At 64.3% G+C, this 25,631-nt stretch carries 24 protein-coding genes; 14 read left to right on the forward strand and 10 right to left on the reverse strand.

Features of this window, described 5'->3' with window-relative positions:
* Window positions 1-148: 148 nt before the first annotated feature.
* The 3 genes from ABIC03_RS17945 to ABIC03_RS17955 all read right to left on the reverse strand — a co-directional run bounded on the left by ABIC03_RS17945 (window position 149) and on the right by ABIC03_RS17955 (window position 6,055).
* On the reverse strand, window positions 149-1,771 hold the full coding sequence (locus tag ABIC03_RS17945; RefSeq protein WP_354059728.1) for a peptidoglycan L,D-endopeptidase MepK: 1,623 nt from the start codon (window positions 1,769-1,771) through the stop codon (window positions 149-151).
* Window positions 1,772-2,060: 289 nt separating this feature from the next.
* Complete coding sequence (locus ABIC03_RS17950; RefSeq protein WP_354059730.1) at window positions 2,061-4,214, reverse strand: L,D-transpeptidase scaffold domain-containing protein; 2,154 nt, start codon at window positions 4,212-4,214, stop codon at window positions 2,061-2,063.
* Window positions 4,215-4,561: 347 nt separating this feature from the next.
* The gene (locus ABIC03_RS17955; RefSeq protein WP_354059732.1) at window positions 4,562-6,055 is read right to left on the reverse strand and encodes a sigma-54-dependent transcriptional regulator; all 1,494 of its coding nucleotides are present in this window, start codon (window positions 6,053-6,055) and stop codon (window positions 4,562-4,564) included.
* Between the two features lie 127 nt (window positions 6,056-6,182).
* On the opposite strand from ABIC03_RS17955, the gene ABIC03_RS17960 reads away from it, so the two are divergent.
* The 11 genes from ABIC03_RS17960 to ABIC03_RS18010 all read left to right on the forward strand — a co-directional run bounded on the left by ABIC03_RS17960 (window position 6,183) and on the right by ABIC03_RS18010 (window position 19,675).
* Window positions 6,183-8,165 carry a M3 family oligoendopeptidase gene (locus ABIC03_RS17960; RefSeq protein WP_354059734.1) on the forward strand — a complete coding sequence of 661 codons (1,983 nt, stop codon included), beginning with the start codon at window positions 6,183-6,185 and terminating at the stop codon, window positions 8,163-8,165.
* A gap of 275 nt (window positions 8,166-8,440) precedes the next feature.
* Window positions 8,441-11,407 (forward strand): patatin-like phospholipase domain-containing protein, encoded by a 2,967-nt coding sequence (locus ABIC03_RS17965; protein ID WP_354059736.1) that lies wholly within the window; start codon window positions 8,441-8,443, stop codon window positions 11,405-11,407.
* Between the two features lie 141 nt (window positions 11,408-11,548).
* Window positions 11,549-11,701: an aa3-type cytochrome c oxidase subunit IV gene (locus ABIC03_RS17970; protein WP_007596280.1), complete on the forward strand. Its 153-nt coding sequence runs from the start codon at window positions 11,549-11,551 to the stop codon at window positions 11,699-11,701.
* Window positions 11,702-11,838: 137 nt separating this feature from the next.
* Window positions 11,839-12,966, forward strand: a complete 1,128-nt coding sequence (locus ABIC03_RS17975; protein WP_354059739.1) for a Re/Si-specific NAD(P)(+) transhydrogenase subunit alpha — start codon at window positions 11,839-11,841, stop codon at window positions 12,964-12,966.
* An 11-nt stretch (window positions 12,967-12,977) separates the two neighbouring features.
* The gene (locus tag ABIC03_RS17980) at window positions 12,978-13,295 is read left to right on the forward strand and encodes a proton-translocating transhydrogenase family protein (RefSeq protein WP_007596278.1); all 318 of its coding nucleotides are present in this window, start codon (window positions 12,978-12,980) and stop codon (window positions 13,293-13,295) included.
* A gap of 42 nt (window positions 13,296-13,337) precedes the next feature.
* On the forward strand, window positions 13,338-14,735 hold the full coding sequence (locus ABIC03_RS17985; protein ID WP_085349147.1) for an NAD(P)(+) transhydrogenase (Re/Si-specific) subunit beta: 1,398 nt from the start codon (window positions 13,338-13,340) through the stop codon (window positions 14,733-14,735).
* A 170-nt stretch (window positions 14,736-14,905) separates the two neighbouring features.
* Complete coding sequence (locus ABIC03_RS17990) at window positions 14,906-15,703, forward strand: alpha/beta hydrolase (RefSeq protein WP_354059742.1); 798 nt, start codon at window positions 14,906-14,908, stop codon at window positions 15,701-15,703.
* Window positions 15,657-17,138 (forward strand): sodium:proton antiporter, encoded by a 1,482-nt coding sequence (locus ABIC03_RS17995; protein WP_354059744.1) that lies wholly within the window; start codon window positions 15,657-15,659, stop codon window positions 17,136-17,138. The genes ABIC03_RS17990 and ABIC03_RS17995 overlap by 47 nt, the downstream gene beginning before the upstream one ends.
* Window positions 17,139-17,188: 50 nt before the next feature.
* On the forward strand, window positions 17,189-18,286 hold the full coding sequence (locus ABIC03_RS18000) for a calcium:cation antiporter (protein WP_354059746.1): 1,098 nt from the start codon (window positions 17,189-17,191) through the stop codon (window positions 18,284-18,286).
* 34 nt (window positions 18,287-18,320) lie between these two features.
* Window positions 18,321-18,605, forward strand: coding sequence for a cupin domain-containing protein (locus ABIC03_RS18005; RefSeq protein ID WP_275169581.1), 285 nt, complete (start codon window positions 18,321-18,323; stop codon window positions 18,603-18,605).
* Window positions 18,606-18,697: 92 nt separating this feature from the next.
* A complete protein-coding gene (locus ABIC03_RS18010) occupies window positions 18,698-19,675 on the forward strand; it encodes a hypothetical protein (protein ID WP_354059748.1) in 978 nt (325 codons plus the stop codon).
* Window positions 19,676-19,702: 27 nt separating this feature from the next.
* On the opposite strand, the gene ABIC03_RS18015 is transcribed toward ABIC03_RS18010, so the two are convergent.
* Window positions 19,703-20,353: a tetratricopeptide repeat protein gene (locus tag ABIC03_RS18015; RefSeq protein ID WP_354059750.1), complete on the reverse strand. Its 651-nt coding sequence runs from the start codon at window positions 20,351-20,353 to the stop codon at window positions 19,703-19,705.
* A 125-nt stretch (window positions 20,354-20,478) separates the two neighbouring features.
* Entirely contained in the window at window positions 20,479-20,793 is a 315-nt protein-coding gene (gene rpsU, locus ABIC03_RS18020) for a 30S ribosomal protein S21 (RefSeq protein WP_007614218.1), read from the reverse strand.
* Between the two features lie 260 nt (window positions 20,794-21,053).
* On the opposite strand from rpsU, the gene aqpZ reads away from it, so the two are divergent.
* Entirely contained in the window at window positions 21,054-21,776 is a 723-nt protein-coding gene (aqpZ, locus tag ABIC03_RS18025) for an aquaporin Z (protein WP_354059752.1), read from the forward strand.
* 36 nt (window positions 21,777-21,812) lie between these two features.
* On the opposite strand, the gene ABIC03_RS18030 is transcribed toward aqpZ, so the two are convergent.
* Window positions 21,813-22,919 carry a 5-(carboxyamino)imidazole ribonucleotide synthase gene (locus tag ABIC03_RS18030; RefSeq protein ID WP_354059754.1) on the reverse strand — a complete coding sequence of 369 codons (1,107 nt, stop codon included), beginning with the start codon at window positions 22,917-22,919 and terminating at the stop codon, window positions 21,813-21,815.
* Window positions 22,916-23,404 (reverse strand): 5-(carboxyamino)imidazole ribonucleotide mutase, encoded by a 489-nt coding sequence (gene purE, locus ABIC03_RS18035; protein WP_354059756.1) that lies wholly within the window; start codon window positions 23,402-23,404, stop codon window positions 22,916-22,918. The genes ABIC03_RS18030 and purE overlap by 4 nt, the downstream gene beginning before the upstream one ends.
* A 141-nt stretch (window positions 23,405-23,545) precedes the next feature.
* On the opposite strand from purE, the gene ABIC03_RS18040 reads away from it, so the two are divergent.
* Window positions 23,546-24,307 (forward strand): GGDEF domain-containing protein, encoded by a 762-nt coding sequence (locus ABIC03_RS18040; protein WP_354059758.1) that lies wholly within the window; start codon window positions 23,546-23,548, stop codon window positions 24,305-24,307.
* Here the strand turns inward: ABIC03_RS18040 and ABIC03_RS18045 are convergent, their stop codons facing one another.
* The 3 genes from ABIC03_RS18045 to ABIC03_RS18055 form a co-directional block, all read right to left on the reverse strand.
* Window positions 24,308-24,559 carry a hypothetical protein gene (locus ABIC03_RS18045; RefSeq protein ID WP_275169574.1) on the reverse strand — a complete coding sequence of 84 codons (252 nt, stop codon included), beginning with the start codon at window positions 24,557-24,559 and terminating at the stop codon, window positions 24,308-24,310.
* A gap of 23 nt (window positions 24,560-24,582) precedes the next feature.
* Window positions 24,583-24,801 carry a hypothetical protein gene (locus ABIC03_RS18050; protein ID WP_354059760.1) on the reverse strand — a complete coding sequence of 73 codons (219 nt, stop codon included), beginning with the start codon at window positions 24,799-24,801 and terminating at the stop codon, window positions 24,583-24,585.
* 116 nt (window positions 24,802-24,917) lie between these two features.
* A complete protein-coding gene (locus ABIC03_RS18055; RefSeq protein ID WP_027519980.1) occupies window positions 24,918-25,124 on the reverse strand; it encodes a YdcH family protein in 207 nt (68 codons plus the stop codon).
* 327 nt (window positions 25,125-25,451) lie between these two features.
* Between ABIC03_RS18055 and ABIC03_RS18060 the strand changes: the two genes are divergently transcribed.
* The gene (locus tag ABIC03_RS18060; RefSeq protein ID WP_007596254.1) at window positions 25,452-25,631 is read left to right on the forward strand and encodes a YdcH family protein; all 180 of its coding nucleotides are present in this window, start codon (window positions 25,452-25,454) and stop codon (window positions 25,629-25,631) included.

Consider the following 25,631-nt stretch of genomic DNA (forward strand, 5'->3'; position numbering starts at 1 on the left):
CTGCGGCTCCCCCCCGCCCCGAGGCGGCGGGCTGTCGCACCCTCGGCGCGTACCTGGATCACTTCCGGTGCTGCGTGTCTTCGCGCGCGCGCCCCCCGCCCCCCCCCCCCCCCCCCCCCCCACCGCGGAGGTCTTGAAGGCCCGCGCCTCAGCGCAGCGAAGCCGTCCGCATGACGAACGATGTCGTCTCGAGCTTGGCGGTCGCCGTGCCTGAGAAACTGTCGCAGGACAGGCCCTGCATCGGATCGTCGGCAAATCCCATGGCGATCACGGATTGCGGCTTGACGAAGTAGGCGCGCATTGCGGCCGTGTCGACTTCGCCCATCAGCGTCACCGACATCGCGCGGCTGGCGCTCGGCGACAGCATCACGATCTTGAGCCAGATGCTTTCGCCCTTGGCTGCGGAGAGCCGGGTCGCGGTTGCGACCATGCCGTCGACGCGTTTGCCGACCACCGTGTTGATCTCGGTCGCGGGCGTAAGGTTGCGCGACGCGGAGGCGGGACGGGCAGGGCGCGGGATCGGCGCGGAGGCGGCGACGACGTTGGCGCGGTCGACCGGAGAGGCGGACGCCGGCGCGTAGGCCAGGGCCTGATAGGCGGCACTGGACACGCTCGCGGTCGGCTGCGGATCGGTGGCGGCCGCAAGCGCCTGGCGGGCCTTCAGCGCAGCCACTTGAGCAGGCGTCGCCTGCTGCGGCGTAGCCGGGGCGTCCCAGAAGCCACGGGCATTGATGATGTCGGCGGGGGTCTCGGGCTTGGCATCAGCAGATTTGCCGGCGGCCGGCTTGTCAGCCACGGGCGCGGGCTTCGACTTGGGCAACGCGACGATCTGCGCATCGGCCGAGGCGAGCTGAATGGTCGCCGCGACTGACGGCTTGGCGCGCGGCGTCGGCACCGGATCGGCTGGCTTGGTCGCGGCGGCGACCAAGGTCGGCGCAACAGTCTTCGCGGCCGGCGCGGGCGCGCCCTCGTCATCCTCGTCGTTGCTCGCGGCGGCCGGAGCCGGCTTGCCCTTGAACAGGTTGGCAAAGAAATTCGATTTGCTGCCGGAATCCTCGCCGCTGCCGCGCCGCTCGATCTCGGCCTTGGCGAGCTCATAGCCCTTCAGCGGCGTGCCGTCGGTCGGGACGTGGACGGTGCGTCCGTCCGGGAAGACCCGGGCGAGCTGGTCATGCGTCATGCGCGGCCAGTGCCGGATGCTGCCGGTGTCCAGATGCACGAACGGCGAGCCTGAGGTCGGGTAGAAGCCGACGCCGCCGCGCTGGAGGCGCAGGCCGGCGAAGCGGATCTGCTCCAGCGGCACGTTCGGGATGTAGAAGTCCATCGCATGCCCCAGCATGTGCTGGCTGAAGCGCGCCACGCCGGAGGACCGGCGGCGGAGCATGGAGTTGGTGGCGGGCGAGCGGTAGGCGGAGATGATCTGGATCGGCTGCTTGCCGTCGACGTCGCGATAGACTTCCCACAGGATGTCGAAGAGGTGACGGTCCATGACCGTCTCGTCCTGGCTACGCCAGTCGCGCAGGAAGTGGTTGAGCTGCTTCAGCGCCGCTTCGTCGTAGCGCCCGTCGCGCTTGAAGGTGACGGTGAGGTCTTCGCCGGAATGGGTGTGGTGGAAGGAGAGCGTCTTGGTCTCGTTCAGCGCGGCAGCGTCATGAACTGAACCCGCGGCAGCAAACAGCAATACGGCAGCGAGGCCGATCCTGGATCCGGCCTTCACTCCCGCATGGGACAACGACAGCACAGCGAATTGGCGTGCGATACCAGTCAGCACGTTAGAGCCCACCCAGTCGACGAGCGTTCAAAATGGACTCTCCCGCAAACCCCGTTAGCGCGCGAAAGAGGATGAACGCTTTGTTAAAGCGAGAAGGTTAATTCGAGGTTGACCTTCCCGCCCCCAAACCAAGTCAGATTGCGAACCTAACCGGGTGAGTGTGGCGAAAAAACGCCCGCTGCCCGAGGTCAGGTGGAGAATGGTTAACGTTAAGCGACCCCATCCAGAGGATGAGGTCGCTGATTTTATTGCATAATTTCAGCAAATCAGGCGTCGGGGCGGGCCTGCCTCAGCGGGTGAACACCCGCTGCTGCTGGGGACGGCGGCCGACCGGAGCCGGCGGCGGGGTCGGGGCTCCGAACAGCCGCTCGAAGAAATTCGGGCCGGACGAGCCGCCATTGTTGGCTGCCAGCACGCCGTTCGGCAGCGTCGTTGCCGGGCGTGAATAGCTCGGCTGGGAGTGCGCCACGACGTTCTCGAGATCCCTGCCGCGGCCGTTCTTCAGGATGTTGATCATGGTCGCGTCGCGGCCATAGACGTCCTTGCGGAATTGCAGCTTGCCGCCATCATCCACGAATGCGGTCTGATAGGTGATGTTGACCGGGATCGGGGTCGGGAATTTCAGGTCGATCTCGCTCTTGCCGTACATGCTGCGCACGCGCTCCGGCGTGTACTTCTCGTTCGGCAGCGCGATGTTGAGCAGGACCGAGGCGTACTGATCCGGGTTCTGTACGCGCATGCAGCCGTGGCTAAAGGCGCGTTCGTCCCGGGCGAACAGGTTCTTGTCCGGCGTGTCGTGCTGATAGACCAGGAATTTGTTCGGGAAATTGAAGCGGATGCGACCGAGCGCATTGGCTTCACCGGGCGGCTGCGAGATGTGCACCGAGCCGTCGCGGTTCTGCTCGAGCTTGAGCCCCATCCGCTGGAGCACGGTCGGGTCCTGCTGAAGCGCCGGCAGATATTCGTTGTAGACGATCGACGGCGGCACGTTCCAGGTCGGATTGACCGTGATGTACTTCATCGTCTCGGTGAGCAGCGGGGTCGCATGCGTGCCGGGCTTGCCGGTGACGACGCGGGTGGTCCAGACCTGCTGGCCGCGCTGCATCACCTTCAGCGTGTAGTCCGGAATGTTGAGTATGACGTAGGCATCGCCGAGCGCGGGCACGCCCAGGTCGCGCGGCAGCCAGCGCCAGCGCTCCATGTTCACCAGCACCACGTCGATCTGCTTGTCGCGCTTCGGGGTGTTGATCGCCTTGACCGTCTTGTCGTCGAGGATGCCGGTCGCCTTGAGCTCGGCGCTGTTCTGGAACTTGCGCACGGCTTCGGCGACCGCCGCGTCATAGCGGGTGTCGCTGGCGTTCTCGGCGATGCCGAGCTTGGCCCGCAGCTGCGGCACGCGCGGATCTTCAACGACGATTTCAGCCTGCTTCTTGCCGGCCGGGGTGTATTTCAGCGTCGGACCATCGGCGATCTCGATCATCGGGCCGTTGCCCTGGCCGCGGAGCTCCGCGAGCTTCGCCTTCAGCTCCTTGTAGAGCTTGTGCGGCGGATTGTAGCTGTCGAGCGCCGCGGAGGCGTCCGCTGCGGTCGTGACTTTGGCGAGCACCTCGTTCGGATCGACCGGATGCTCGGGATAGAGGATGTCGCCGCTGACCTGCGACCAGTGCATGCGGCCGCTCTGGGCCTGGCGCGCATAGTCGAACATGCTGGCGGTGAGCTTGAGCTCGGCATCGGCGAGCGCATCGGGCGTCGTGGCGGCGGCGAAGTCCGGCAGCGGATAATCGGCGGGATTGAGACCGTCGGACGCTGCATCCTTCAGCCGAGCGATCACGTCCTTGGCCGCAGCGGTCAGGCTGCCGCCTTGCGTCCAGACCGGTGCGAAATCGCGTGCGCCGTAAAACTTCTCGATCGCCGCGCGTTCGTTCTTACGGTCGAAATAGCGCGCAGTCTTGGCGCCGACGATGTCCTTGAGCTTGTCGGCGACCGGCTGGTCGGCCGCGGGAACGTTGCTCGCGGCCTTCACCGGCTCCGAGGCCGGAGCAGCAGCGGTGGCGGGCGCGGCCGGCGTGTCGGCCTTGGCAGGTTCGGTCTTCGCCGTCTCGCTTTTCGGCGCCTCGGCGGCGGGCGTGGTGGCGACGTCGGAAGGCTTGGTCTCGACCTTGTTTGGCGCGGGAGCGGCTTCCGCATTCACGGGTTCCTTGACCGGCTCCTTTGCCGAGTCCTGAACCGTGGCGGTGGTGTCGAGCTTGATATCGGATGCGGTCGGGGGCGGGACGTTTGCGGGTTCGGGGCGCGGGATCGCGGCTTCGATCGCAAGCTCGGCAGCGCTGCTGCGCGCCTGATCCTGCGCCAGGGCCGAGCTGGCCGATACCGTGAGGAAGGTTGCCGCGACCGTCATCAAGACACGGTCAAAGCCTGCACGGTGGTTCAAACAGTCACGCATTGTGTCGCACCCCTCGGGTGAACTGTCCCCCATGGAACAGCTTCGTTATCGCCTATTGAGCTTCGGCTAAACCGCGCCGGCCTCTCGAAAGTTGCACGCCTGCACGCAACGATTCCTACGCAGACGATATACAGGCCCCGATTTCGCGGCCAGCGCTACCCGGGACAACTCACGACAAACTGACTTCAAGGAAGCCTCTTGGCAACGGATTGTGCGCTTCTGCCACGCGCTTTTCCGTGTGTCTGTCACTTACAAGTCACGGTTCAAATCGCAGTCGAATTCCGTCGTCATGCGAACGGCTTACAGTCGTATCGCACCGCCCGGACGAACCTCCGTTCGCGTCCGGCTCAGTGCGTCTCCTCACCGCTTTTGCCGCCATGGCCGGGAACCCCGGCTTCATCGAGTTTGCGGTAGAGGGTGGAGCGGCCGATTTTGAGGCGGCGGGCGACCTCGGACATCTGCCCGCGGTAATGCGAGATCGCGAAACGGATGATCTCGTTTTCGATCTCCTCCAGCGGTCGGACGTCGCCGGTCGCGGTCAGCATGGAGAGAGCACCAGCTTGGGGCAACGGCGCGATCGGTATTTCATTACCCGATACGACAGAGGGGGCCGCGATCGGCTCCAGCATCAGCGGCGCGGTCGGAATGTCTGTTCCCGGGTGCGGCTGCGAGGCGATCAGGGGGAAGTCGTCAAGGCCAAGCTGGTCGCCGTCGCTCATCACCACGGCGCGGTAGACCGCGTTTTCGAGCTGGCGGATGTTGCCGGGCCAATCGAGCTGGGCGAGATGCGCAACAGCCTCGCCGCTGATGCCGGTGATGGGGCGGTTCTCTTCGGCGGCAAAGCGGGCCAGGAAATGCCTGAGCAGATGTGGAATGTCCTCGCGCCGGGCGCGCAGCGATGGGATCGTCAGCGGCAGCACGTGCAGCCGATAGAACAAATCTTCCCGGAAGTGGCCCTGCTTGACCCGCTCAAGCAGCCTGCGGTTGGTCGCCGAGATGATGCGGACGTCGACCTTCACGGGTTTGCGGCCGCCGACCGCCTCGACCGCGCCTTCCTGAAGCGCGCGAAGCAGCTTGACCTGCGCGCTCAGCGGCAGCTCGCTGACCTCGTCCAGGAACAGCGTGCCGCCATGGGCTTCGACGAACTTACCGTTGTGGCGTTCGGTAGCGCCGGTGAAGGCACCCTTCTCGTGACCGAACAGGATGGACTCGACGAGGTTGTCGGGGATCGCGCCGCAATTGACCGCGACGAACGGCTTTGCCTTGCGCTCGCCGCTGCCATGAATGGCACGCGCGAACATCTCCTTGCCGACGCCGGACTCGCCCTCGATCAGCACGGGGATCGAGGAGTTTGTTGCTTTCTGCGCCGCGCGCATCACGCCCGCCATCGCCTCGGCGCGGGTGATGATATCGGAGAAGGTCAGCCGACCCTCGCGGCTGTGACGGATGCGCTGCAATTCGCCCTTGAGCGCGGACGAATTGAGCGCGTTGCGAAGAGAGACCTGGAGCCGCTCGAGGCCGACCGGCTTGACCACGAAATCGGCCGCGCCCGCGCGCATCGCCGAGATAACATTGTCGATGCCGCCATGGGCCGTCTGCACGATGACCGGGATGCTGAGGCCCGCTTCGCGGATTTTCGCCAGCACGCCCATGCCGTCGAGGCCGGGCATCACGAGATCGAGGATGACGCCGTCGATGGCCGCGTCAGGGGCGGTGAGGGCGGCGATCGCCGCGTCGCCGGAGTCCACCACGATCGTCTCATAGCCGCATTTCTGCACCATGTTTTCGACCAGCCGGCGGGCTACAGCGTCGTCGTCGGCGATCAAAATACTGGCAGCCATGGTGTTCCCCGCACGCTACTACTATCTGTATCGAATCGGGGCACTCTGGCCGAAGCCGATTAACGCACTGTTAAACCCTGATGCCCCCGCCCGCCGTCGCGATTGTTGAACACAGGTTTCCCACACAATGAATTCGCGCTCCAAGTCTGCAGTTAAGAAGTCCGCCATCAGCAAGCCCGCTCTTCGCAAGCCGAACACCAAGACATCCGCAGCCAAGGCAAAACCCTCCAAGCGTTCACCCACCAAGCGTTCACCCACCAAGCGTTCACCCACCAAGCCTTCACTCGCCAAGTCTTCTCGCGCCAAGTCTTCGCCTGCCAAGCCTGCGAGCAAGACCGGCAAGCTTCCGGAGTGGAACCTCGCCGACCTCTATTCCGGGATCGATGCGCCGGAAGTGGCGCGCGATCTCGCAAAGATGGATGCCGATTGCGTCGCGTTCGAGACGGACTACAAGGGCAAGCTCGCCACAGGAACAGCAAAGGAAGATGGCGGAAAATGGCTCGCTGAAGCCGTGCGACGCTATGAGGCGGTCGACGACCTCGCCGGCCGGCTCGGCTCGTACGCCGGCCTCGTTCATGCCGGCGACAGCGTGGACCCCAAGATTTCAAAGTTTTACGGCGACGTTTCCGAGCGCCTGACGGCGGCATCGACGCATCTGCTGTTCTTCGCGCTCGAGCTCAATCGAGTCGATGACGATATTTTGAACCGCGCGATGCAGGCCAGCGAGCTTGCGCACTACCGTCCCTGGATCGAGGATCTTCGCAAGGAGAAGCCGTACCAGCTCGACGCCAAGCTCGAGCAGCTCTTCCTGGAGAAGTCGCAGACCGGCTATTCAGCCTTCAACCGGTTGTTCGACCAGACCATCTCGAGCCTACGTTTCAAGGTCGGGCCCAAGGAGCTCGCGATCGAGCCGACGCTCAATCTTCTACAGGACCGCGACGGCGCCAAGCGCAAGGCCGCGGCAGAGGCGCTCGCAAAGACCTTCAAGGCCAATGAGCGCACCTTTGCGCTGATCACCAACACCCTGGCCAAGGACAAGGACATCTCCGACAGCTGGCGCGGCTTCAAGGACGTCGCGGATTCCCGGCATTTGAACAACCGCGTCGAGCGCGAGGTAGTGGATGCGCTGGTCGCCTCGGTCCGCGCGGCCTATCCAAAATTGTCGCATCGCTACTACGCGCTGAAGGCGCGCTGGTTCGGCAGGAAGCGCCTGGCCTATTGGGACCGCAACGCGCCGCTGCCTTTTGCGGCGACCGACGTGATCGGCTGGCCCGATGCGCGAAGCATGGTGCTCACCGCCTATCGCGGCTTCTCGCCAAAGATGGCTGACATCGCCGAGCGCTTCTTCACCGACCGCTGGATCGACGCACCGGTGCGCCCGGGCAAGGCGCCGGGTGCCTTCTCGCATCCGACCACGCCGTCCGCGCACCCCTACGTGCTGATGAACTACCAGGGCAAGCCGCGCGACGTGATGACGCTCGCCCACGAGCTCGGCCACGGCGTGCACCAGGTGCTGGCGGCCGGGAACGGCGCGTTGATGGCGCCGACGCCGCTGACCTTGGCGGAGACCGCGAGCGTGTTCGGCGAGATGCTGACCTTCCGGCGGCTGCTGGCGCAGACCAAGAGCGCAAAGCAGCGTCAGGCGCTGCTCGCCGGCAAGGTCGAGGACATGATCAACACCGTGGTGCGGCAGATCGCGTTCTATTCCTTCGAGCGCGCGGTCCACACGGAACGCAAGAACGGCGAACTCACCGCGACGCGGCTCGGCGAGATCTGGCTCTCGGTGCAGGGCGAGAGCCTTGGTCCGGCAATCGAGATCAAAGCGGGCTACGAGAACTACTGGATGTACATCCCCCACTTCATCCATTCGCCGTTCTACGTCTACGCCTATGCGTTCGGCGATTGTCTCGTGAACTCGCTCTACGCCGTCTACGAGAACGCGGCCGAAGGCTTTGCCGAGCGCTATCTCGACATGCTCGCCGCCGGCGGCACCAAGCATTATTCCGAACTGCTGCGGCCGTTCGGGCTCGATGCCAAGGATCCAAAGTTCTGGGACGGCGGCCTGAGCGTCATCGCCGGCATGATCGACGAGCTGGAAGCGATGGGCTGAGGCAGGCACGAGCCGGCTGTTACCGGAGCGGCACGAGACGAGCCAGCCGGCTCAGCGAGCGGCCCGCCCCGGCGGACCGGTCTCGAACGAGCAGGCGCCGGCGGCGGCGCCATATTTTCAGCCAGCGCATTTCGCCGCGACGTTCGAGACGGCCTCGATATCCTGGTAGGGAGTATTGAACGTCCGAGCCCGAGGCGAGACTAACCCCGTAGATACCCGCTTTATTTTTACAATTATTGATTGCAGATCACCCTCTTGCCGCTCGGGAGGCCCGCATGCCCGATCAAGGACAGGTCCGCCTACCTGGCGCGCGGAACGCCGCTGCGTTCGAAGAGGAAACGCCCTGGTGCGAGAAGCACCAGCAGATCGTCCGCGACGAGATCGAGGCGATCAACACGCGCCGCGAAGAGGCGCGGCAAGTCGATCCGGAGGGCACAGAGGCGTGCCAGATGCTCGACGTGGTCGGGCTCGCGCTCTCCGGCGGCGGGATCCGCTCCTCGGCCATGTGTCTCGGCGTGCTCCAGGCGCTGAACCACCACGATTTGATCGGACGGATCGATTATCTGTCCACCGTGTCGGGAGGCGGCTACATCGGCACCTCGCTCAGCACGACCATGACGGTGACAGGGCGGTTTGTGTTCGGCCAGCAATCGGCCGGGAGAACTGCGACCGCCAGCGAGATCAGCGATACGCCGTCGGTCGGACATATCAGGAATTATTCCAACTATCTGATCCCGGCCGGCTTCCGCGATCTCTTGACCGGGATTGCAATCGTGGCGCGGGGCCTGATCGCCAATATCGGATTGACGCTGCCCGTCGTGCTGCTGCTCGCTGCCGTCACGATCTGGTCGACGCCGCTGCGGAGCTGCCTGACGGTCGCAAATTTCTTCGGCGTCGATATTGCCGAAGGTGCTTTGCCGCAGTGTGAGCTGCATCATTTCGGCTGGATCGCGGACCGCTTCGGCTTCACTGCGATCGGGGCGATCGTCGCGCTGGCGCTGCTTGCTTGCGGCGGGATCGCTTATCTGAGTTCGCGCGCGGAGCGGGGCATCGGCCCGACCATCTTCCTGACCTATGCTGCGGCCATCGCGTTCCTGCTCGGCATCGCCTGCGATTTCGCGCGCGTCCTTCAAATTGCGCATTTCGCGCTGACGCTGGCAACGGCGATCATCGGCGTCGCCCTGTTCTTCGGCTGGGCGCTCAAGCAGTCATTTGCAAGTCCCGAAAAGCGTCAGGAGTTCCGCTCGCATTGGCCGACCGCCGGCGCGACTTTTTTGGTCCTGCTTGCCGCGATTGCGTTCTTCGAATTCCAGCCCTTCATGCTGTCGCAGATGTTCGATGTCGCCGACAGCAACGCGATCGGCGGTCCGGTCCGCGGCGTCGCGGTCACCTGGGTTCAGTCGCTGGCTGCAATTGCCGCGCCAATCGGTGTTTTCGTTACTGCTTTCAGGCAGCAGTTCGCCGAATTCCTGAAGGGCGACAGCGTATCCTCGCAATGGGGCTCGATGATGCTCGCGATCATTGCCAAGGTCGCGTTGTGGACCGCCGGATTGGCGCTGCCACTGATCATCTGGGTCGCCTTTCTCTACTTGTCTTATTGGGGCATCGCCAACGATCCGATCGAAAAATGCCAGGCGCCTCTGACCGCCATGGCGCAGAAGGGTTGCCTTGCGGCCAACAAATCAACCGTGCCCGCGTCGGGCAATCTGTCGGGCAAGATCGAATTCGACGCGAGCGCCGGCACCTTCTCAGCCGAGATCACGCCAACGGCCGCCGCAGCCACCGGGACCACGGACTGGCTGACGCCCGTATCCCACGTTCCGGCCTGGCTCAGGTCTGGCGCGAGCAATATCGCACGACAATTCGACTGGTTGGATAGAGGCTCCGGCTATGCGCACAGCCTGCCCGTGGTGATCCTGTATACGCTCGTCGGCCTGCTGCTGTTTGCGATCTCGTGGTCGCTGACGCCCAACGCGAATTCGCTCCACCGGCTTTACCGCGACCGGCTGAGCAAGGCTTTCCTGTTCGATCCGGGCCGGTCGGCAGACGGCAATATCGCGCGCGCCGAGGCCAGCCTCGATCAGGGACGCGATTTCAAGCCGCTCGATCGCATGAGGTTGAGCGAGCTCTATGCGGCCCCGAGTGACCAGGTCGCGACGGGGGACCGGCCTGCCGCGCGGAAGCTGGGGGCGCCCTATCATCTCATCAACACGGCGCTCAACATCCAGGGGTCGGACTTCGCCAACCGGCGCGGCCGCAATGCCGACTTCTTTGTGTTCTCGCCGCTCTATGTCGGCAGCGAGGCGACGCGCTACGCCAAGACCCCGGCGGTCGAGCATCTTGAGCAAAGCCTCGACCTCGCCACCGCAATGGCGATCTCGGGGGCGGCGGCGTCGTCGAACATGGGCTCGAACTCGATCAGGGCGCTGACGCCGACGCTCGCGCTGTTGAACGTGCGGCTGGGCTACTGGCTGAGCAATCCGCGCTATGTCGAGGCCACTGTCCGGCCGCAGCGCCGCTCCACGCCGCTCTTCCTGTGGTCGGAAATCTCGGGCCGTCTCTACGAGAATAGCGACGGCGTCTACCTCACCGACGGCGGCCACATCGAAAACCTCGGCGTCTACGAGCTGCTGCGCCGGCGCTGCAAGGTGATCGTTGTGGTCGACGCGGAAGCCGACGCGGCGATGAATTTCTCCTCGCTGATGAAGCTCCAGCGCTACGCCCGCATCGATCTCGGCGTCCGGATCGATTTGCCATGGACGCCGATCCGCGACCGCACGCGCGCCATCATGGCGGCGAACGCCGACAAGAAGTCCACACGAACCTCTCCTGAGACGCCGGACGAGGCCGGCGAGCACGTTCATGTGGCGATCGGCACCATCGACTATGGTGGCGATGACAGGGGCTATCTCGTCTACATTAAGTCCTCGCTCTCCAACGACGAGAACGACTACATCCGCGACTACGCGCGGCGTAACGACACGTTCCCGCACGAGACCACCGGCGATCAGTTCTTCTCGGAGGAGCAGTTCGAGGTCTATCGCGCGCTTGGTTTCCACATGACCCATGGCTTCTTGGCCGGGGACCACGTGGTGGCGGTCGGCCCCGGGACGGCCCCGCGGATGGCTCGATTCACCGAAGCAGGCGAGCCGGCGGTTGACGCGGTCCGCGAGGCACTCGGTCTCCCGGTACCCCAGCGAGCGGCCGTGAACATCACCGCCACGATGATTGATCAGGGCTGAGCGGCTGTAGCGCGGGGCTTTCCCGCCAATCGGAATTCCAAATGACCTGATTTGCCGGGAAACCGCGCCCCCGTGCCGTTGCCCTGCCCGAAAGTTTGCGGTATCCAGCCATGAAATTCGACTTTCGACTGGGGACAATTCATGGCCGACCATAGCGAAGTGGCGTACAGCACCGCCGACGGCAACGACTACGTTGCCCACGAGCAGACCTACGAGGGCTTCATCAAGCTGGTGAAGTACGGCACGGTCTCGGTCGCGCTTATCGTGATCCTGATGGCGATCTTCCTGACCTGATCCATCCCCTGCAGCACCGCCAGCGTCGTCGGTGCCCATAAAATTTGCAATCAAGCCGGATTGAAAACCGGTATCCAACGTTGCGGGAGTAACGCTAAGTTCGCGTGCGCGCTTCTTCCCGCGTCGCCGGAGGGCCTATGAAGATCGCCGTTGCCAAGGAAATCGATCCGTCGGAGCCGCGGGTTGCCGCTTCGCCGGATACGGTGAAGAAGTTCAAGGCGCTGGGCGCCGAGATCGCCATCGAGCCGGGCGCCGGCCTCAAGTCGGGCCTGCCGGACTCCGAATTCACCGCCGTGGGCGCCACCGTCAGCGCCGACGCGCTGAAGGACGCCGACATCATCATCAAGGTGAAGCGCCCTGAAGCCTCCGAGTTGGCGCAGTACAAGCGCGGCGCGCTCGTCATCGCCATCATGGACCCCTACGGCAACGAGGCCGCGCTGAAGACGATAGCCGATGCCGGCGTCTCCGCCTTCGCGATGGAATTGATGCCGCGCATCACCCGCGCGCAGGTGATGGACGTGCTGTCCTCGCAGGCCAACCTTGCCGGCTACCGCGCCGTGATCGAGGGCGCCGAGGCCTTCGGACGCGCCTTCCCGATGATGATGACCGCAGCCGGCACGGTGCCCGCCGCAAAAGTGTTCGTGATGGGCGTCGGCGTCGCCGGCCTCCAGGCGATCGCGACCGCGCGCCGTCTCGGCGCCGTCGTCACCGCGACCGACGTCCGGCCCGCCACCAAGGAGCAGGTCGAATCGCTCGGTGCGAAATTCCTCGCCGTCGAGGACGAGGAATTCAAGAACGCGCAGACCGCCGGCGGCTACGCCAAGGAAATGTCCAAGGAGTACCAGGCCAAGCAGGCCGCGCTCACCGCCGAGCACATCAAGAAGCAGGACATCGTGATCACCACCGCGCTGATTCCGGGCCGGCCGGCGCCGAAGCTCGTCACGGCCGACATGGTCAAGTCGATGAAGCCGGGGTCGGTGCTAGTCGATCTTGCCGTCGAACGCGGCGGCAATGTCGAAGGCGTCAAGGCGGGCGAAGTCGCCGAGGTCGATGGCATCAAGATCGTCGGCTACACCAACGTCGCCGGCCGCGTCGCGGCATCGGCCTCCAGCCTCTACGCGCGCAATTTGTTCAACTTCATCGAAACGATGGTCGACAAGACCAGCAAGGCGCTGGCCGTGAACTGGGACGACGAACTCGTCAAGGCGACTGCGCTGACCCGGGACGGCGCCGTCATCCACCCGAATTTCCAGCCGAAAGCGTAAGGGGAGCCGTCATGGAGCATATTGCACAAGTCGTCGATCCCTTCGTCTTTCGGCTGTCGATCTTCGTTCTCGCCGTCTTCGTCGGCTATTTCGTGGTGTGGTCGGTGACCCCTGCGCTGCATACGCCGCTGATGAGCGTCACCAACGCGATCTCCTCGGTGATCGTGGTCGGCGCGCTGCTGGCGGTCGGCGTCGGCATGATCTCGAGCGGCTCGGGCTGGGCGCGCGGCTTCGGTTTCATCGCGCTCATTTTCGCCTGCGTGAATATCTTTGGCGGCTTTCTTGTCACCCAGCGCATGCTGGCGATGTACAAGAAGAAAGTGAAGTGAGCGGCGTGCACCTCGGGGTGACGAAGACAAAGGGGACCTGAGATGAACGCCAATCTGGCTGCAGTTCTGTATCTCGTGGCAGGTGTGCTGTTCATCCTGTCACTGCGCGGGCTGTCCAGCCCCGCCTCATCGCGGCAGGGCAATTTCTTTGGCATGATCGGTATGGCGATCGCGGTCGCCACCACGCTCGCCAGCCATCCGCCGGCGGACGGCCTCGCCTGGATCCTCGTGATCCTTGGCATCGCGATCGGCGGCAGCGTCGGCGCGGTGATCGCCCGTCGCGTGCCGATGACCTCGATGCCGGAACTGGTCGCCGCCTTCCATTCGCTGGTCGGTATGGCCGCGGTGCTGGTCGCCGCCGGTGCGTTCTACGCGCCGGAAGCCTTCGACATCGGCAGCCCCGGCAACATCCATCCGCAGAGCCTGGTCGAGATGTCGCTCGGCGTCGCCATCGGCGCGCTGACCTTTACCGGTTCGGTGATCGCGTTCCTGAAGCTGTCCGCGCGCATGAGCGGTGCGCCGATCATCCTGCCGTTCCGTCACATCATCAACATCGCGCTCGCGATCGCGCTCGTCGTCTTCATCGTCGGGCTGGTCATGACGGGCAGCGCGCTCGACTTCTGGCTGATCGTCATCATCGCGCTGGCGCTCGGCGTCCTCATGATCATCCCGATCGGCGGCGCCGACATGCCGGTCGTGATTTCGATGCTGAACTCGTACTCGGGCTGGGCCGCGGCCGGCATCGGTTTCACTCTCGGCAATTCCGCCCTGATCATCACCGGCGCGCTGGTGGGATCGAGCGGCGCGATCCTGTCCTACATCATGTGCCACGCGATGAACCGCTCCTTCATCTCCGTCATCCTCGGCGGCTTCGGTGGCGAGACCGCGGCGGCGGGCGGTGGCGGCGGCGAGCAGAAGCCGGCCAAGCTCGGCTCAGCCGACGATGCGGCCTTCATCATGAAGAACGCGCAGAAGGTCATCATCGTGCCCGGTTACGGCATGGCGGTGGCGCAGGCTCAGCATGCGCTGCGCGAAATGGGCGACATCCTGAAGAAGGAAGGCGTCGAGGTGAAATACGCCATTCACCCGGTCGCCGGCCGCATGCCCGGCCACATGAACGTGCTGCTGGCTGAAGCCAACGTGCCCTATGACGAGGTGTTCGAGCTCGAGGACATCAACTCCGAATTCGCGCAGGCCGACATTGCCTTCGTGATCGGCGCCAACGACGTCACCAATCCGGCGGCCGAAGAGGACAAGACCTCGCCGATCTACGGCATGCCGGTGCTCCAGGTCTGGAAGGCCGGCACCGTGATGTTCATCAAGCGCTCGCTCGCTTCGGGCTATGCCGGCATCGACAATCCGCTGTTCTATCGCGACAACACCATGATGCTGCTCGGCGACGCCAAGAAGGTCACCGAGAACATCGTCAAGGCGATGTAGCGCAGGGGCAAGCAGACCACTGCGAAGGCGACGCGCGAGCAGCGCGTCGCATGGTACGCCGCTCAGCAGGCGGCGTGCGGCCGCCGCGCCTTTCCGGCGCGCCTCGGGCGACGTCATGAAATTGCTGCGGAGCTGTCGCAAGTCCTGAACGGGGACCGGGCCGCGTCATCATGACCATCTTCAAGTGGATCGCCATCCTGCTCGTGACCGTCTATTTCGCCGGTCTCTTCGTGCTGTATGTCAGGCAGCGCGAGATGCTGTTTCCGATCCCGCCCGTCGGTCGCACCACGCCGGACGCCGCAGGCCTCCCTGAGGCCGAAGAGCACGTCCTGACCACCTCCGATGGCGAGAAGGTCATCGTCTGGCACGTGCCGGCGAAGCCCGGTCGTCCCGTGATCCTGTATTTTCCGGGCAATGGCGATTTTCTCGCCGGTCGCATCAGCCGTTTCAAGGCCATGACGGCGGACGGCACCGGCCTCGTCGCGCTGTCCTATCGCGGCTATGCCGGCTCGAGCGGGGCGCCGAGCGAGGCGGGCCTGCTGCGCGATGCCGCGGCCGCCTACGCCTTCACCACTGTGCGCTACGCGGCGGAACGAATCGCCGCCTGGGGCTTTTCGCTCGGGACCGGCGTGGCGGTCGCAATCGCCTCGGAGCATCGTATTGGAAAACTCATCTTGGAAGCTCCCTACACATCGACGGTCGACATTGCAGCTTCATCGTTCTGGTACGTTCCGGTGCGCCTGCTGATGCGCGATCCATTTCATTCCGACGAGCGTATCCCGCGCGTCACTGTGCCGCTATTGGTGATGCATGGCACCAATGACCTTGCCATTTCGATCGTGTTCGGAGAGCGTCTGTTCGCGCTCGCGCATGAACCGAAGCAGTTCGTTCGCTTTGCGGGCGGCGGACACGACAATCTCGATGCGTTCGGTGCGATTGAAACGGCGAGGCGCTTCATTGCTTTCTAGACGGCTTGTCGTTCGGCGCGGGAGCGGGTTCATCCCCGCGATCCTGGTCGTGTTGTTGCCACAGCACGCATGGGCTGCGACCGGGCTCGACGGCGCGGCGATGGGCTGGCCCTATGCGCTGCCCTTTGCCGGCCTGCTGCTGTCGATCGCGCTCGGGCCGCTGCTGTTTGCAAAAGTCTGGCACCATCATTACGGCAAGATCGCCGCGGCCTGGTCGCTGCTGGCACTCGCCTCGCTGGTCATCCTTGCCGGGAGCATGGCGACGGTGGCTGCGCTCGTTCACGCCATGCTCGCCGAATATCTCGGCTTCATCGTGCTGCTGTTCTCGCTCTATGTCGTGGCGGGCGGCATTCTCGTGACGGGCGACATCAAGGCGACCCCGGCGGCCAACGCCGGCATCCTCGCGCTCGGTACGGCGATGGCGAGCGTCGTCGGCACCACCGGGGCGGCCATGATCCTGATCCGCCCTCTGATCCGTGCCAACCGGCCGCGGCGCTACAACGCCCATGTCGTCATCTTCTTCATCATCCTGGTCGCCAATGTCGGCGGCGCGCTGAGCCCGCTCGGCGATCCCCCCCTGTTCGTCGGCTTCCTGCATGGCGTCGACTTCTTCTGGACCACGAGGACCATCTGGCTGCAGACGGCGATCGTTGCCGGACTGCTGCTCGCGATCTTCGTCGTCATCGACGTCTGGCGCTTCCGTAGCGAACCCTTGCTCGGCGCCGCCGGCGCCGCGAAGCCGGTCCGCATCCGCGGCCTCGTCAACCTGGTGCTGATCGCAGCCATCGTCGCGAGTCTGCTGGCCTCGGCGATGTGGAAGTCCGGCATCGCCTTCGACATTTTCGGAACCAGGCTGGAGCTGGAAGGCATCGCCCGCAACGCGGCGCTGCTGGCCATAGCGGCCCTGTCGGTGTGGTTGACGCCGGACGAGCACAGGCAGGCCAACGGCTTCACCTGGGAGCCGATCCGCGAAGTCGCAAAGCTGTTCGCCGGCATTTTTATCGCAATCATCCCGGTCATTGCCATGCTCGATGCCGGCCATCACGGCGCGTTCGCCTGGCTGTTGTCGGCTGTGACCGGGCCGGACGGCGCGCCGCGCGAGGTTGCGTATTTCTGGTTCACCGGCCTGATGTCGGCGTTCCTCGACAATGCGCCGACCTATCTGTTGTTCTTCGAGCTCGCCGGCGGCGACCCGCAGGTGCTGATGCACGAGCTCTCGGGCACGCTCGCCTCCATCTCCATGGGCGCAGTCTACATGGGCGCGCTCACTTATATCGGCAATGCGCCGAACTTCATGGTGAGCAGCATCGCGAGCGAGAACGGCATCGAGATGCCGAGCTTCTTCGGTTATTTCGTGCGTGCCAGCGCGGTGCTGATCCCGCTATTCTTGCTGCTGACGCTACTACCGTTCGCGCCGATCCTGCGCTGGCATTGAATCTGCCGCCCGATTTGCTACTGCTCGGCTGAGACAATTGGAGCCGATGGATGAGCGCGCATAATCCGATGCCTCGGTCGGCCTGGATCTTTCCGACGCTGGCCGTGCTGCTGTTCGCGGCCGTCAGCGCGACGGACTATGTGTTCACGCTGTCGTTCGGCGGGCTCGTCTTCGCCCTCGTGCTCCTCGTCATCCTGTTCGGCACGGTGTTTGCCGCGGTCCATCATGCCGAAGTGATCGCCGAGCGGGTCGGCGAACCCTACGGCACGCTGGTGCTGACGCTCGCGGTGACCATCATCGAAGTGGCGCTGATCACCACGATCATGCTGGGCGACAAGCCTGCCCCGGAACTTGCGCGCGACACCGTGTTCGCCGTTATCATGATCGTCTGCAATGGCCTCGTCGGGCTCTGCATCTTCATCGGCGGCCTGCGCTATCGCGAGCAGGGCTTTCAGCTCTCCGGCGCCAATGTCTATCTCAGCGTGCTGTTCGCGCTCGCGACCATCACCCTGATCATGCCGAACTACACAACCACCACGCCGGGCCCGGTCTATTCGGCGGTTCAACTCGGCTTCGTCGACGTGGTCACGCTCGCGCTGTACGGGGTGTTTCTCTACACCCAGACCGTGCTGCACAAGGATTACTTCGTTCACGAGCGGGCGGATGGCGGCAGCGGCGAGGCGCATCTAGCGGGCCGGACCTTGGCGCTCAGCGTCGTGCTGTTGCTGATTGCGCTGCTGGCGGTCGTGCTGCTGTCCAAGAAATTCTCGCTGGTCGTCGATGCCGTTGGGGCCAGGATCGGTGCGCCGCCTGCCTTTGCCGGACTTCTGGTCGCGCTCCTGATCCTGCTGCCGGAAGGCGTCGCGGCCGTGTCGGCCGCCCGCAAGAACGACCTCCAGAAGAGCATCAATCTCGCGCTCGGCTCGTCGCTCGCCACCATCGGGCTGACCATCCCGGCCGTCGGTGTCGCAACCTATGCACTCGACAAGGAGCTCACGCTCGGCCTCAGCGACCAGGGCAGCGTGCTTTTGCTCCTGACCTTCTTTTTGAGCATGCTGACCTTCGGTACGGGCAGGACCAATGTCCTGTTCGGGCTGGTCCATATGGTGGTATTTGCCGTCTACGTGTTCATGGTTTTCGTGCCCTGAACCGGTTTTCCGGATATGCCCCAGGAGAGTTCCGATGCTTGCCGCCAAGTCCGAAGTTCAGGTCGACAATGAGCAGGTTCGGGTGACCGAGTGGCGGCTCGCGCCAAACAGCGCCACCGGGCATCACACCCACGGCATGGACTACGTCATTGTTCCCGTGGTCGCAGGGGAAATGACCATCGTGGCACCCAGTGGCGAGCGGTCCAAGGCACAGCTCGCGGCCGGAAAATCCTATTTTCGCAAGGCCGGCGTCCAGCACGACGTGCTTAACGAAACCGCAACCGAGATCGTGTTCCTTGAGGTCGAGCTGAAGCCGTAATTCCGGCGTACCCCTTTGCCATTGATCTGTCGCAGTTGATCCCTCACTATGCCTCAAAGTTCCCGCATCAGATCGCGCGGGGAGTGGCCGGAATGCTGAAATACATCGCTAAAATCTCGATGGACATCTTCCCCTCGGTGCTCGCAACGATCATCGGGGCATACATCGTTAATCATTACATCAACGCCAAGCCGGCGGCGGATGCACCCGCAGCCGTGATGGCGCCCGCCGAGGCTGGAAAGAACGGCAAGCCCGCCGATCTGGCCAACCTGCCCGCGCCCGGCGTCAAGGCCAAGGGCATTTCCGAGAAGAAGGTGGCGGACAAGCCGGCGGCCGAGAAGGCAGCCGATCAGCCCGCCGCGGAGTCGAAGACTTCTACGGCGGACGTGGCGCCGGCAGAGGCCGCCCCGCGCGGCAAGCCGTCCGCGCGCGACAAGGCCGTCGCCAAGTCCACCCCGGCCGTCAGTGCACCCGCTCCCGCCACCCCGGTGGTGGAGGCCAATTCGGCGCCGGCTGCTGCCGCGCCGGCCGCCACCCCCGACGCCAACGATCTGGTGCGCGCCGCGATCGAGCGCCTGCGTAAGTCGCCTGAGGGCAAAGCGGTTGAGGCCAAGTCGTTTGAAGCCAAGTCGGTTGAAGCCAAGTCGGTTGAAGCCAAGTCGGTTGAGACCAAGTCTTCGGAGGCAAAGCCGCCCGAGAAGACTCAGGAGCCTGCGGTGCGCGAAGCCGCCCGCACTCCGGAGGCCCCGCGTATCATCCCCCTGGATCCGTCAACGGTGCGTCCGTTGCCGCCGCCGATCACGGTCTCGACGCCCGCAGCCGAGGCCTATGGCAATGGCGGCTCGTCGCAGGCGAGCCCGCCCTACACGGCCTCGGTCGGCAACGAGAACCCGAATCGGCTGACGCCTCCGGCTGATATTCCGGTCCCGATGATTGCGCCCCCGCTCGATCTACGCGCCGATGCCGGCGGGTCCATGCCGCGGCCGAAGACCAATGTCGCCGACGACATGCTGTCGGGCGTCAAGTCCATGTTCCACTCCGTTCTGCCGAAGAGCGTCACCCCGGATTAAGACGGCGCCTGCGCTGCGCCAGGATCGTCAGCCGCCGACGCGGGCAAGGCCGCTGCGGGCGGCGTCATCGCGTGGACGAAGCGAGACCGCCTTGGTGTAGGACGCCGCCGCCTTGGTCCTGTCGCCCAGCCGTTCATAGGCCTGCCCGCGTATGGTCCAGACCTGGGCATTGTGGGGATCGGCCTCGGAAGCCTCATCCAGATCGGCCGCGGCCTCCTTGACCTTGCCGAGGGCGAGATAGCTGATGGCGCGGCCGAGCAGGGGCTCGACCTTCTGCGGGTTGAGTCCGCTTGCGGCGCTGAAATCGGCGATGGCGAAGTCGTGCTGGTTCTTGCCCTGATAGATCAGGGCGCGGCCATAGAGCGCCTGCGCATTGTAGGGATCGAGTCCGACCGCGTGATTGAATTCATCGAGCGCAGCAGCTGCGTCGCCGGACTTTGCCAGGGCCTGGGCCTTTGCCGTATGGGCCTGGGCTTCGCTGACATTGCCGGCGCTGACCACGTTCTCGGCGGTCGCAGCTGCCTTGGGTGCCTCCTGCGGCTTCTCCTTATCCGGCGTCAGCGATCCCAGGTCGAAGGAGCAGCCGCACAGCGAGATTCCCATCAAGGCCAGCGCAAATGGCTGCAGCAAGATCCGGCGTAACCGCGCCAAGCCGCGCTTGGGGAAAGGGGAAGCCATCTACGGTTCGCTCGCGCTAGTGCCGCATCGGTAGTGCCCCATCCCAGGAAGGCACCGCTCACAAAACAATAACGCGGGCCAGGGGCCCGCGTCATCGAAAACTGAAGTCTCTCAAGTCCGGTAAATCAGCGCGGTCCGCGCGGACCAGCACTTGCACCTGCACCTGCACCCGGGCCGCCGCGACCGCCACGATCACCGCCGGGGCCAGCGCCGAACACCGGCTTCGGCTTCATCGGCAGCAGGCCTTCGCGCTGCAGCTTCTTGCGGGCCAGCTTGCGTGCGCGACGCACGGCTTCGGCCTTTTCGCGAGCCTTCTTCTCGGAGGGCTTTTCGTAGTGACCGCGGAGCTTCATCTCGCGGAAAATACCCTCGCGCTGCATCTTCTTCTTCAGCGCCTTGAGAGCTTGATCGACATTGTTATCGCGAACGAGAACCTGCACGCGGCATCCTCTTCAGTGGATCGGATTTGAATTCTGGTAAGTCAAAGGGGATGGCGAAACGCACAAGCCCTTAACCTTGAGGGCGCGGATGTATCAGACAAAACCTGGGATGTCCACCGGCCAAGCGGGTTTTCGGGCCAAGTTCAGCCATTAAATGAGGCGAAATACCTCTGTGCGGCCCTGATTTGGGAGATTTGACGCCAAGGGTGGGGCCGTTTTCGGAGCTTTGTTCCGGAATCTTTGAAAGCAGGGGACGACACATGGATATGAAGAAGTACGCAGCCGAAGCTATCGGCACCTTTTGGCTCACATTCGCAGGTTGCGGAAGTGCGGTGATCGCAGCCGGCTTTCCGCAGGTTGGCATCGGTCTGGTCGGTGTCTCCCTGGCATTCGGGCTGAGCGTGGTCACCATGGCCTATGCGATCGGCCACATCTCAGGCTGCCATCTGAATCCGGCCGTCACCGTCGGTCTCGCCGCCGGCGGACGTTTTCCGGCGGGACAGATCCTGCCTTATGTGATCGCGCAGGTGGCCGGCGCGATCGTGGCCGCGTGGCTGCTCTACGTCATCGCAAGCGGAGCTCCCGGCTTCGACGTCAGCAAGGGCTTCGCGTCCAATGGCTACGACGCCCATTCTCCCGGCCAGTACAGCATGATGGTGTGCTTCCTCACCGAGGTGGTGATGACCATGATGTTCCTGTTCATCATCATGGGCGCCACCCACGGTCGCGCGCCGGCGGGCTTTGCACCGCTGGCGATCGGGCTCGCGCTGGTGATGATCCATCTCGTCAGCATCCCCGTCACCAACACCTCGGTGAACCCGGCGCGCAGCACGGGTCCCGCGCTGTTCGTCGGCGGCTGGGCGCTGTCGCAGCTCTGGCTGTTCTGGGTCGCGCCTCTGATCGGCGGCGCGCTGGGCGGGGTGATCTATCGCTGGCTCAGCGACGAACCCTCTGGCGTCGTCGCGGGCGCGAAGACGGCGTAGCTGCAAAGCGGGATCGCGGCATGTGCCGCGGTCCCGTTACTTGCCAGTCGTGGGTCGCACTTCGGTGACATGCCCCATCTTGCGGCCGGGACGCGGCGCGCCCTTGCCGTAGATGTGCACGGTCGCGCCCGGCACGCTCAGCCACTTGTCATAGTCGTTGATCTCGTCGCCGATCAGATTGGTCATGGTGACGACTTCGCCGTGGCGCACGGGCTTGCCGAGAGGCCAGCCGGCAATGGCGCGGATGTGCTGCTCGAACTGCGAGACGGACGCACCGTCGAGCGTCCAGTGTCCGGAATTGTGCACGCGCGGAGCGATCTCGTTGACCAGCACCTTGGGTCCGGTGCCGTTGGCGAGCACGAACATCTCGACGGCAAGCACGCCGACATAATCGAGCGCGCCTGCGATCTTGCCGGCAATGCTGCGCGCTTCCTCGGCGAGCACATCCGGGATCCGGGCGGGCGCACGGGAGATCTTCAGGATGTGGTCGCGGTGCTCGTTTTCGGTGACGTCGAAACACTCGACCTGGCCTGTGGCCGAGCGGGCGGCGATGACGGAAATCTCACGTTCGTAGGGCACGAAGGCTTCCAGGATCGCCGATTTGGTGGCGAGACTGGTCCACACTTTCGCAATGTCGTCGCCCTCGCGGATGATGGCTTGGCCCTTGCCGTCATAGCCGAAGCGGCGGGTCTTCAGCACCGCCGGAAGGCCGATCCTGGCGATCGCCTCGCGCAACGACGGGACCGAGGTGACGTCGGCATAGGCTGCAGTGCCGATGCCGAGCCGCGTCACGAAATCCTTCTCGGCGAGCCGGTCCTGGGTGGTCTCGAGGATCTTGCGATTGGGCAGCACCGGGCGGCGAGCATCCAGCACCATCGCGGCCGCCGACGGTACGTTCTCGAATTCGTAGGTGATGACGTCGACGTCGTTGGCGAACAGCTCGAGCGCTTCGACATCGGCATATTCGGCGCAGGTCGCATTCAGGACGACGTCGAAGGCCGGTGAGTCCGGATCGGGCGAGAACACCTGGCAGCGCAGGCCGAGCCGGGCTGCCGCCATCGCCAGCATCCGCCCTAATTGTCCGCCGCCGAGGATGCCAATGGTGTCGCCGGGCTTCAGCTTCACCTGCTTTGCGTCAGTCACGCCTTGTCCTCCGGGCGCTCGGCCACGGCCTCGGTCTGCGCCTTGCGCCAGGCGGCGAGGCGGTCGGACAAGGCCGGGTCGGACAAGGCCAGCACGGCTGCCGCCAGTAGCGCCGCATTGATGGCGCCGGCCTTGCCGATGGCGAGGGTGCCGACCGGGATGCCTGCGGGCATTTGGACGATCGAATAGAGCGAATCGATGCCCTTGAGCGTCCTGGATTCGATGGGAACGCCGAACACGGGCAGTTCCGTCAGCGCAGCCGCCATGCCGGGCAGATGGGCTGCGCCACCCGCGCCGGCGATGATGACCTTGTAACCAGCCGCCTTGGCGCCCTTGGCGAACGCAAACAGCCGGTCGGGGGTGCGGTGTGCCGAAACGATGCGGGTGTCGGTGACAACGCCGAACGCTGCAAGCGTGTCGGCGGTATGCCGCATCGTGTCCCAGTCCGACTGGCTTCCCATGATGATGGCGATTGGCGCGGTCATGACGTCAATTGTGCTCGAAAAACAGGAAGATAGGCCAGATTAGCGGTTCCGGCCGGTGGCTCGCAAGGCGGTGGCAAGGAGAAGGGAATGCACTATCCTGTCTTGGTGAATCCCCGCAAGCCTTCATTGAGCAGGATGCCCATGAAGAAACCGAAAAGGGCGAGCGCTGCGAAGGCCAAAAAGGGCCCGAAAATCAGCGCCCGTCGCTCCAAAGTTGCTCCCAAGCGTCAGGGCAAGAGTCCGGCCAAGAGTCCTGCCAAGAGTCCAGCGCGGCGTCCGAGCAGGCCGCCGCGGCGCGAAGCGTCTGCCAGTGACGGCGCCAAGCCGGCCATCAACGCGACCATCCGCGACCTCCGGAGCAAGCTCAAGGGGGCGCTGCGGCGGGTCGCGGAGCTGGAGGCGGCCGCCGACACCGACTTCCTGCTCGAAATTCCGAACCGGCGCGGCTTCGAACGCGAGCTCGCACGCGCCGTCGCCTACATGAAGCGCTACCGCGCCAGCGGCGCCCTTATCGTGCTCGACGTTGATCGGCTGAAGCCGATCAACGATTCCTTCGGCCATGCGGCTGGCGACGAGGTGCTGAAGGCGATTGCCACCACGCTGACGCGGCAGATCCGCGCCTCGGATGTGGTCGGCCGGCTCGGCGGCGACGAGTTCGCGCTGCTGCTCTGGAACCTCAGCGAGACCGATGCCAAGGCGAAGGCCGCGGGCTTCGAGCAGGCCATCGACGAATTGTCCTTTGTCTTTCGCGGCCAGCACGTGAGCGCGGGCGCCTCCGCCGGGGTCGCCCTGCTCGGAGTGCAGTCCGACGCCGCGCGCGCCCTGGAGGAGGCCGATGCTGCCATGTATGTGCGCAAGGCCCATCGGCGGCACGAGCCGCGCATCAGGCTCGTCAGCAGCTAATTACAGCGTGCCGAGGTCTTTCGGTACGTTGCCGAAGCTGCGGAGCAGTTTGGCGTCACCGAATTCGCCGGTCATGGGATCGCCGCTGCGGCTGAACGCGACCGCACCGGTGTGGCCGACGCCGTGCGACATAATCTCGGCGCGCCGTAACGCGGCCGCCACGCTCTGGCATTCCTCGGCCGCACCGGCGACCGGCGATCCGTCCTCGTCGGTGAGGAAGGGTAATGCAACGTAGTAGGTGACATCGGACATGGTCGGCTCCGATAGTTGACAGCTCAGGCGGCGCTGCTCTTGCTCCGCATCTTGCTGCGCGAGGTCTCCGGAATGCAGCCGGCGGAAATCGCCGCCTGCAATTCCTCCAGCTCGGCCTCCAGATATTCATTGGCCATGATCAGCGCCTTGATGGTGCTGCGCAGATTGCCGTCGCACATCGCGATCGCCTGATCGCAGGCCTGTTCATAATGGCTGTTGTCGAGAAGCATGGTTGCCGACATCTGCGTTTTCCTTGGACGGTTTTCCGGGGCGTTGGTGCTCAAATGTTCTTATTTTGTTCCTTTCGAGTCAAGCGGATTCAGGTGCGGCGGGGCCGACCTAAAGCTCTACCTGTGGATCAGGCGATGATGTCGGGCGTGATCTGGTCTTCGATGAACGCGATACGGTCACGCAACAACAGCTTGCGTTTCTTCAACCGCTGTAACCGCAACAGGTCGGGGGCGGGCGATTGATGCAGTGCATCGATCGCCGCATCGAGATCTCGGTGTTCCTGGTGCAACCGGGCGAGCTCGGATTCGAGTTCGCGCGCATCTTCATTGGTCATGTCTGCGGTGGCCGAAAAACCGATAGGCGTGAGATTAAGGCTGTGGATGCCCTGTGGAAACTATCGTCCTTGCGCGCCGTGATCGCAAGCGATCTCGGGCTGTCCCGCGTCGATCTCCCGCGAGATATTTCTGCGGTCGCTCCGGCGTTGCGCAAGCGCATTGATATCACGGATTTATCCCGCGTGGTTCCCTTACTCACGCTTCGTTACATATGAATTTTCAAAAATGACAGTGCGACGACGGATACCCATCGACAGAACGAATCGGTGATGTACACTTCGTTGTCCGGTCGAATCCAAGGTTCCCCCCTACCGAGGAGGTTTCGAATGACAATTCAGGCACATCTGGTTGAATTGGAACGGAAGCATAAAACTCTCGAAAACGAATTGCACGAAGCTCTCGTGCACCTTTCAACAGACGACCTGCAAATTGTTGAGTTGAAGCGCCGGAAGTTGATGGTCAAGGACCAGATCGAGCGTCTCAGGCACGGCGACACGCTCCACTAG

This window comes from Bradyrhizobium sp. RT6a, assembly GCF_040547675.1.
GTDB lineage: Bacteria > Pseudomonadota > Alphaproteobacteria > Rhizobiales > Xanthobacteraceae > Bradyrhizobium.

Coding starts and splice junctions, on each gene's coding strand:
- ABIC03_RS17950 (WP_354059730.1), bottom strand. CDS start 4,214: ATGCGTGACTGTTTGAACCACCGTGCAGGCTTTGACCGTGTCTTGATG.
- ABIC03_RS17955 (WP_354059732.1), bottom strand. CDS start 6,055: ATGGCTGCCAGTATTTTGATCGCCGACGACGACGCTGTAGCCCGCCGG.
- ABIC03_RS17960 (WP_354059734.1), top strand. CDS start 6,183: ATGAATTCGCGCTCCAAGTCTGCAGTTAAGAAGTCCGCCATCAGCAAG.
- ABIC03_RS17965 (WP_354059736.1), top strand. CDS start 8,441: ATGCCCGATCAAGGACAGGTCCGCCTACCTGGCGCGCGGAACGCCGCT.
- ABIC03_RS17970 (WP_007596280.1), top strand. CDS start 11,549: ATGGCCGACCATAGCGAAGTGGCGTACAGCACCGCCGACGGCAACGAC.
- ABIC03_RS17975 (WP_354059739.1), top strand. CDS start 11,839: ATGAAGATCGCCGTTGCCAAGGAAATCGATCCGTCGGAGCCGCGGGTT.
- ABIC03_RS17980 (WP_007596278.1), top strand. CDS start 12,978: ATGGAGCATATTGCACAAGTCGTCGATCCCTTCGTCTTTCGGCTGTCG.
- ABIC03_RS17985 (WP_085349147.1), top strand. CDS start 13,338: ATGAACGCCAATCTGGCTGCAGTTCTGTATCTCGTGGCAGGTGTGCTG.
- ABIC03_RS17990 (WP_354059742.1), top strand. CDS start 14,906: ATGACCATCTTCAAGTGGATCGCCATCCTGCTCGTGACCGTCTATTTC.
- ABIC03_RS17995 (WP_354059744.1), top strand. CDS start 15,657: ATGCGTTCGGTGCGATTGAAACGGCGAGGCGCTTCATTGCTTTCTAGA.
- ABIC03_RS18000 (WP_354059746.1), top strand. CDS start 17,189: ATGAGCGCGCATAATCCGATGCCTCGGTCGGCCTGGATCTTTCCGACG.
- ABIC03_RS18005 (WP_275169581.1), top strand. CDS start 18,321: ATGCTTGCCGCCAAGTCCGAAGTTCAGGTCGACAATGAGCAGGTTCGG.
- ABIC03_RS18010 (WP_354059748.1), top strand. CDS start 18,698: ATGCTGAAATACATCGCTAAAATCTCGATGGACATCTTCCCCTCGGTG.
- ABIC03_RS18015 (WP_354059750.1), bottom strand. CDS start 20,353: ATGGCTTCCCCTTTCCCCAAGCGCGGCTTGGCGCGGTTACGCCGGATC.
- aqpZ (WP_354059752.1), top strand. CDS start 21,054: ATGGATATGAAGAAGTACGCAGCCGAAGCTATCGGCACCTTTTGGCTC.
- purE (WP_354059756.1), bottom strand. CDS start 23,404: ATGACCGCGCCAATCGCCATCATCATGGGAAGCCAGTCGGACTGGGAC.
- ABIC03_RS18040 (WP_354059758.1), top strand. CDS start 23,546: ATGAAGAAACCGAAAAGGGCGAGCGCTGCGAAGGCCAAAAAGGGCCCG.
- ABIC03_RS18045 (WP_275169574.1), bottom strand. CDS start 24,559: ATGTCCGATGTCACCTACTACGTTGCATTACCCTTCCTCACCGACGAG.
- ABIC03_RS18050 (WP_354059760.1), bottom strand. CDS start 24,801: ATGTCGGCAACCATGCTTCTCGACAACAGCCATTATGAACAGGCCTGC.
- ABIC03_RS18055 (WP_027519980.1), bottom strand. CDS start 25,124: ATGACCAATGAAGATGCGCGCGAACTCGAATCCGAGCTCGCCCGGTTG.
- ABIC03_RS18060 (WP_007596254.1), top strand. CDS start 25,452: ATGACAATTCAGGCACATCTGGTTGAATTGGAACGGAAGCATAAAACT.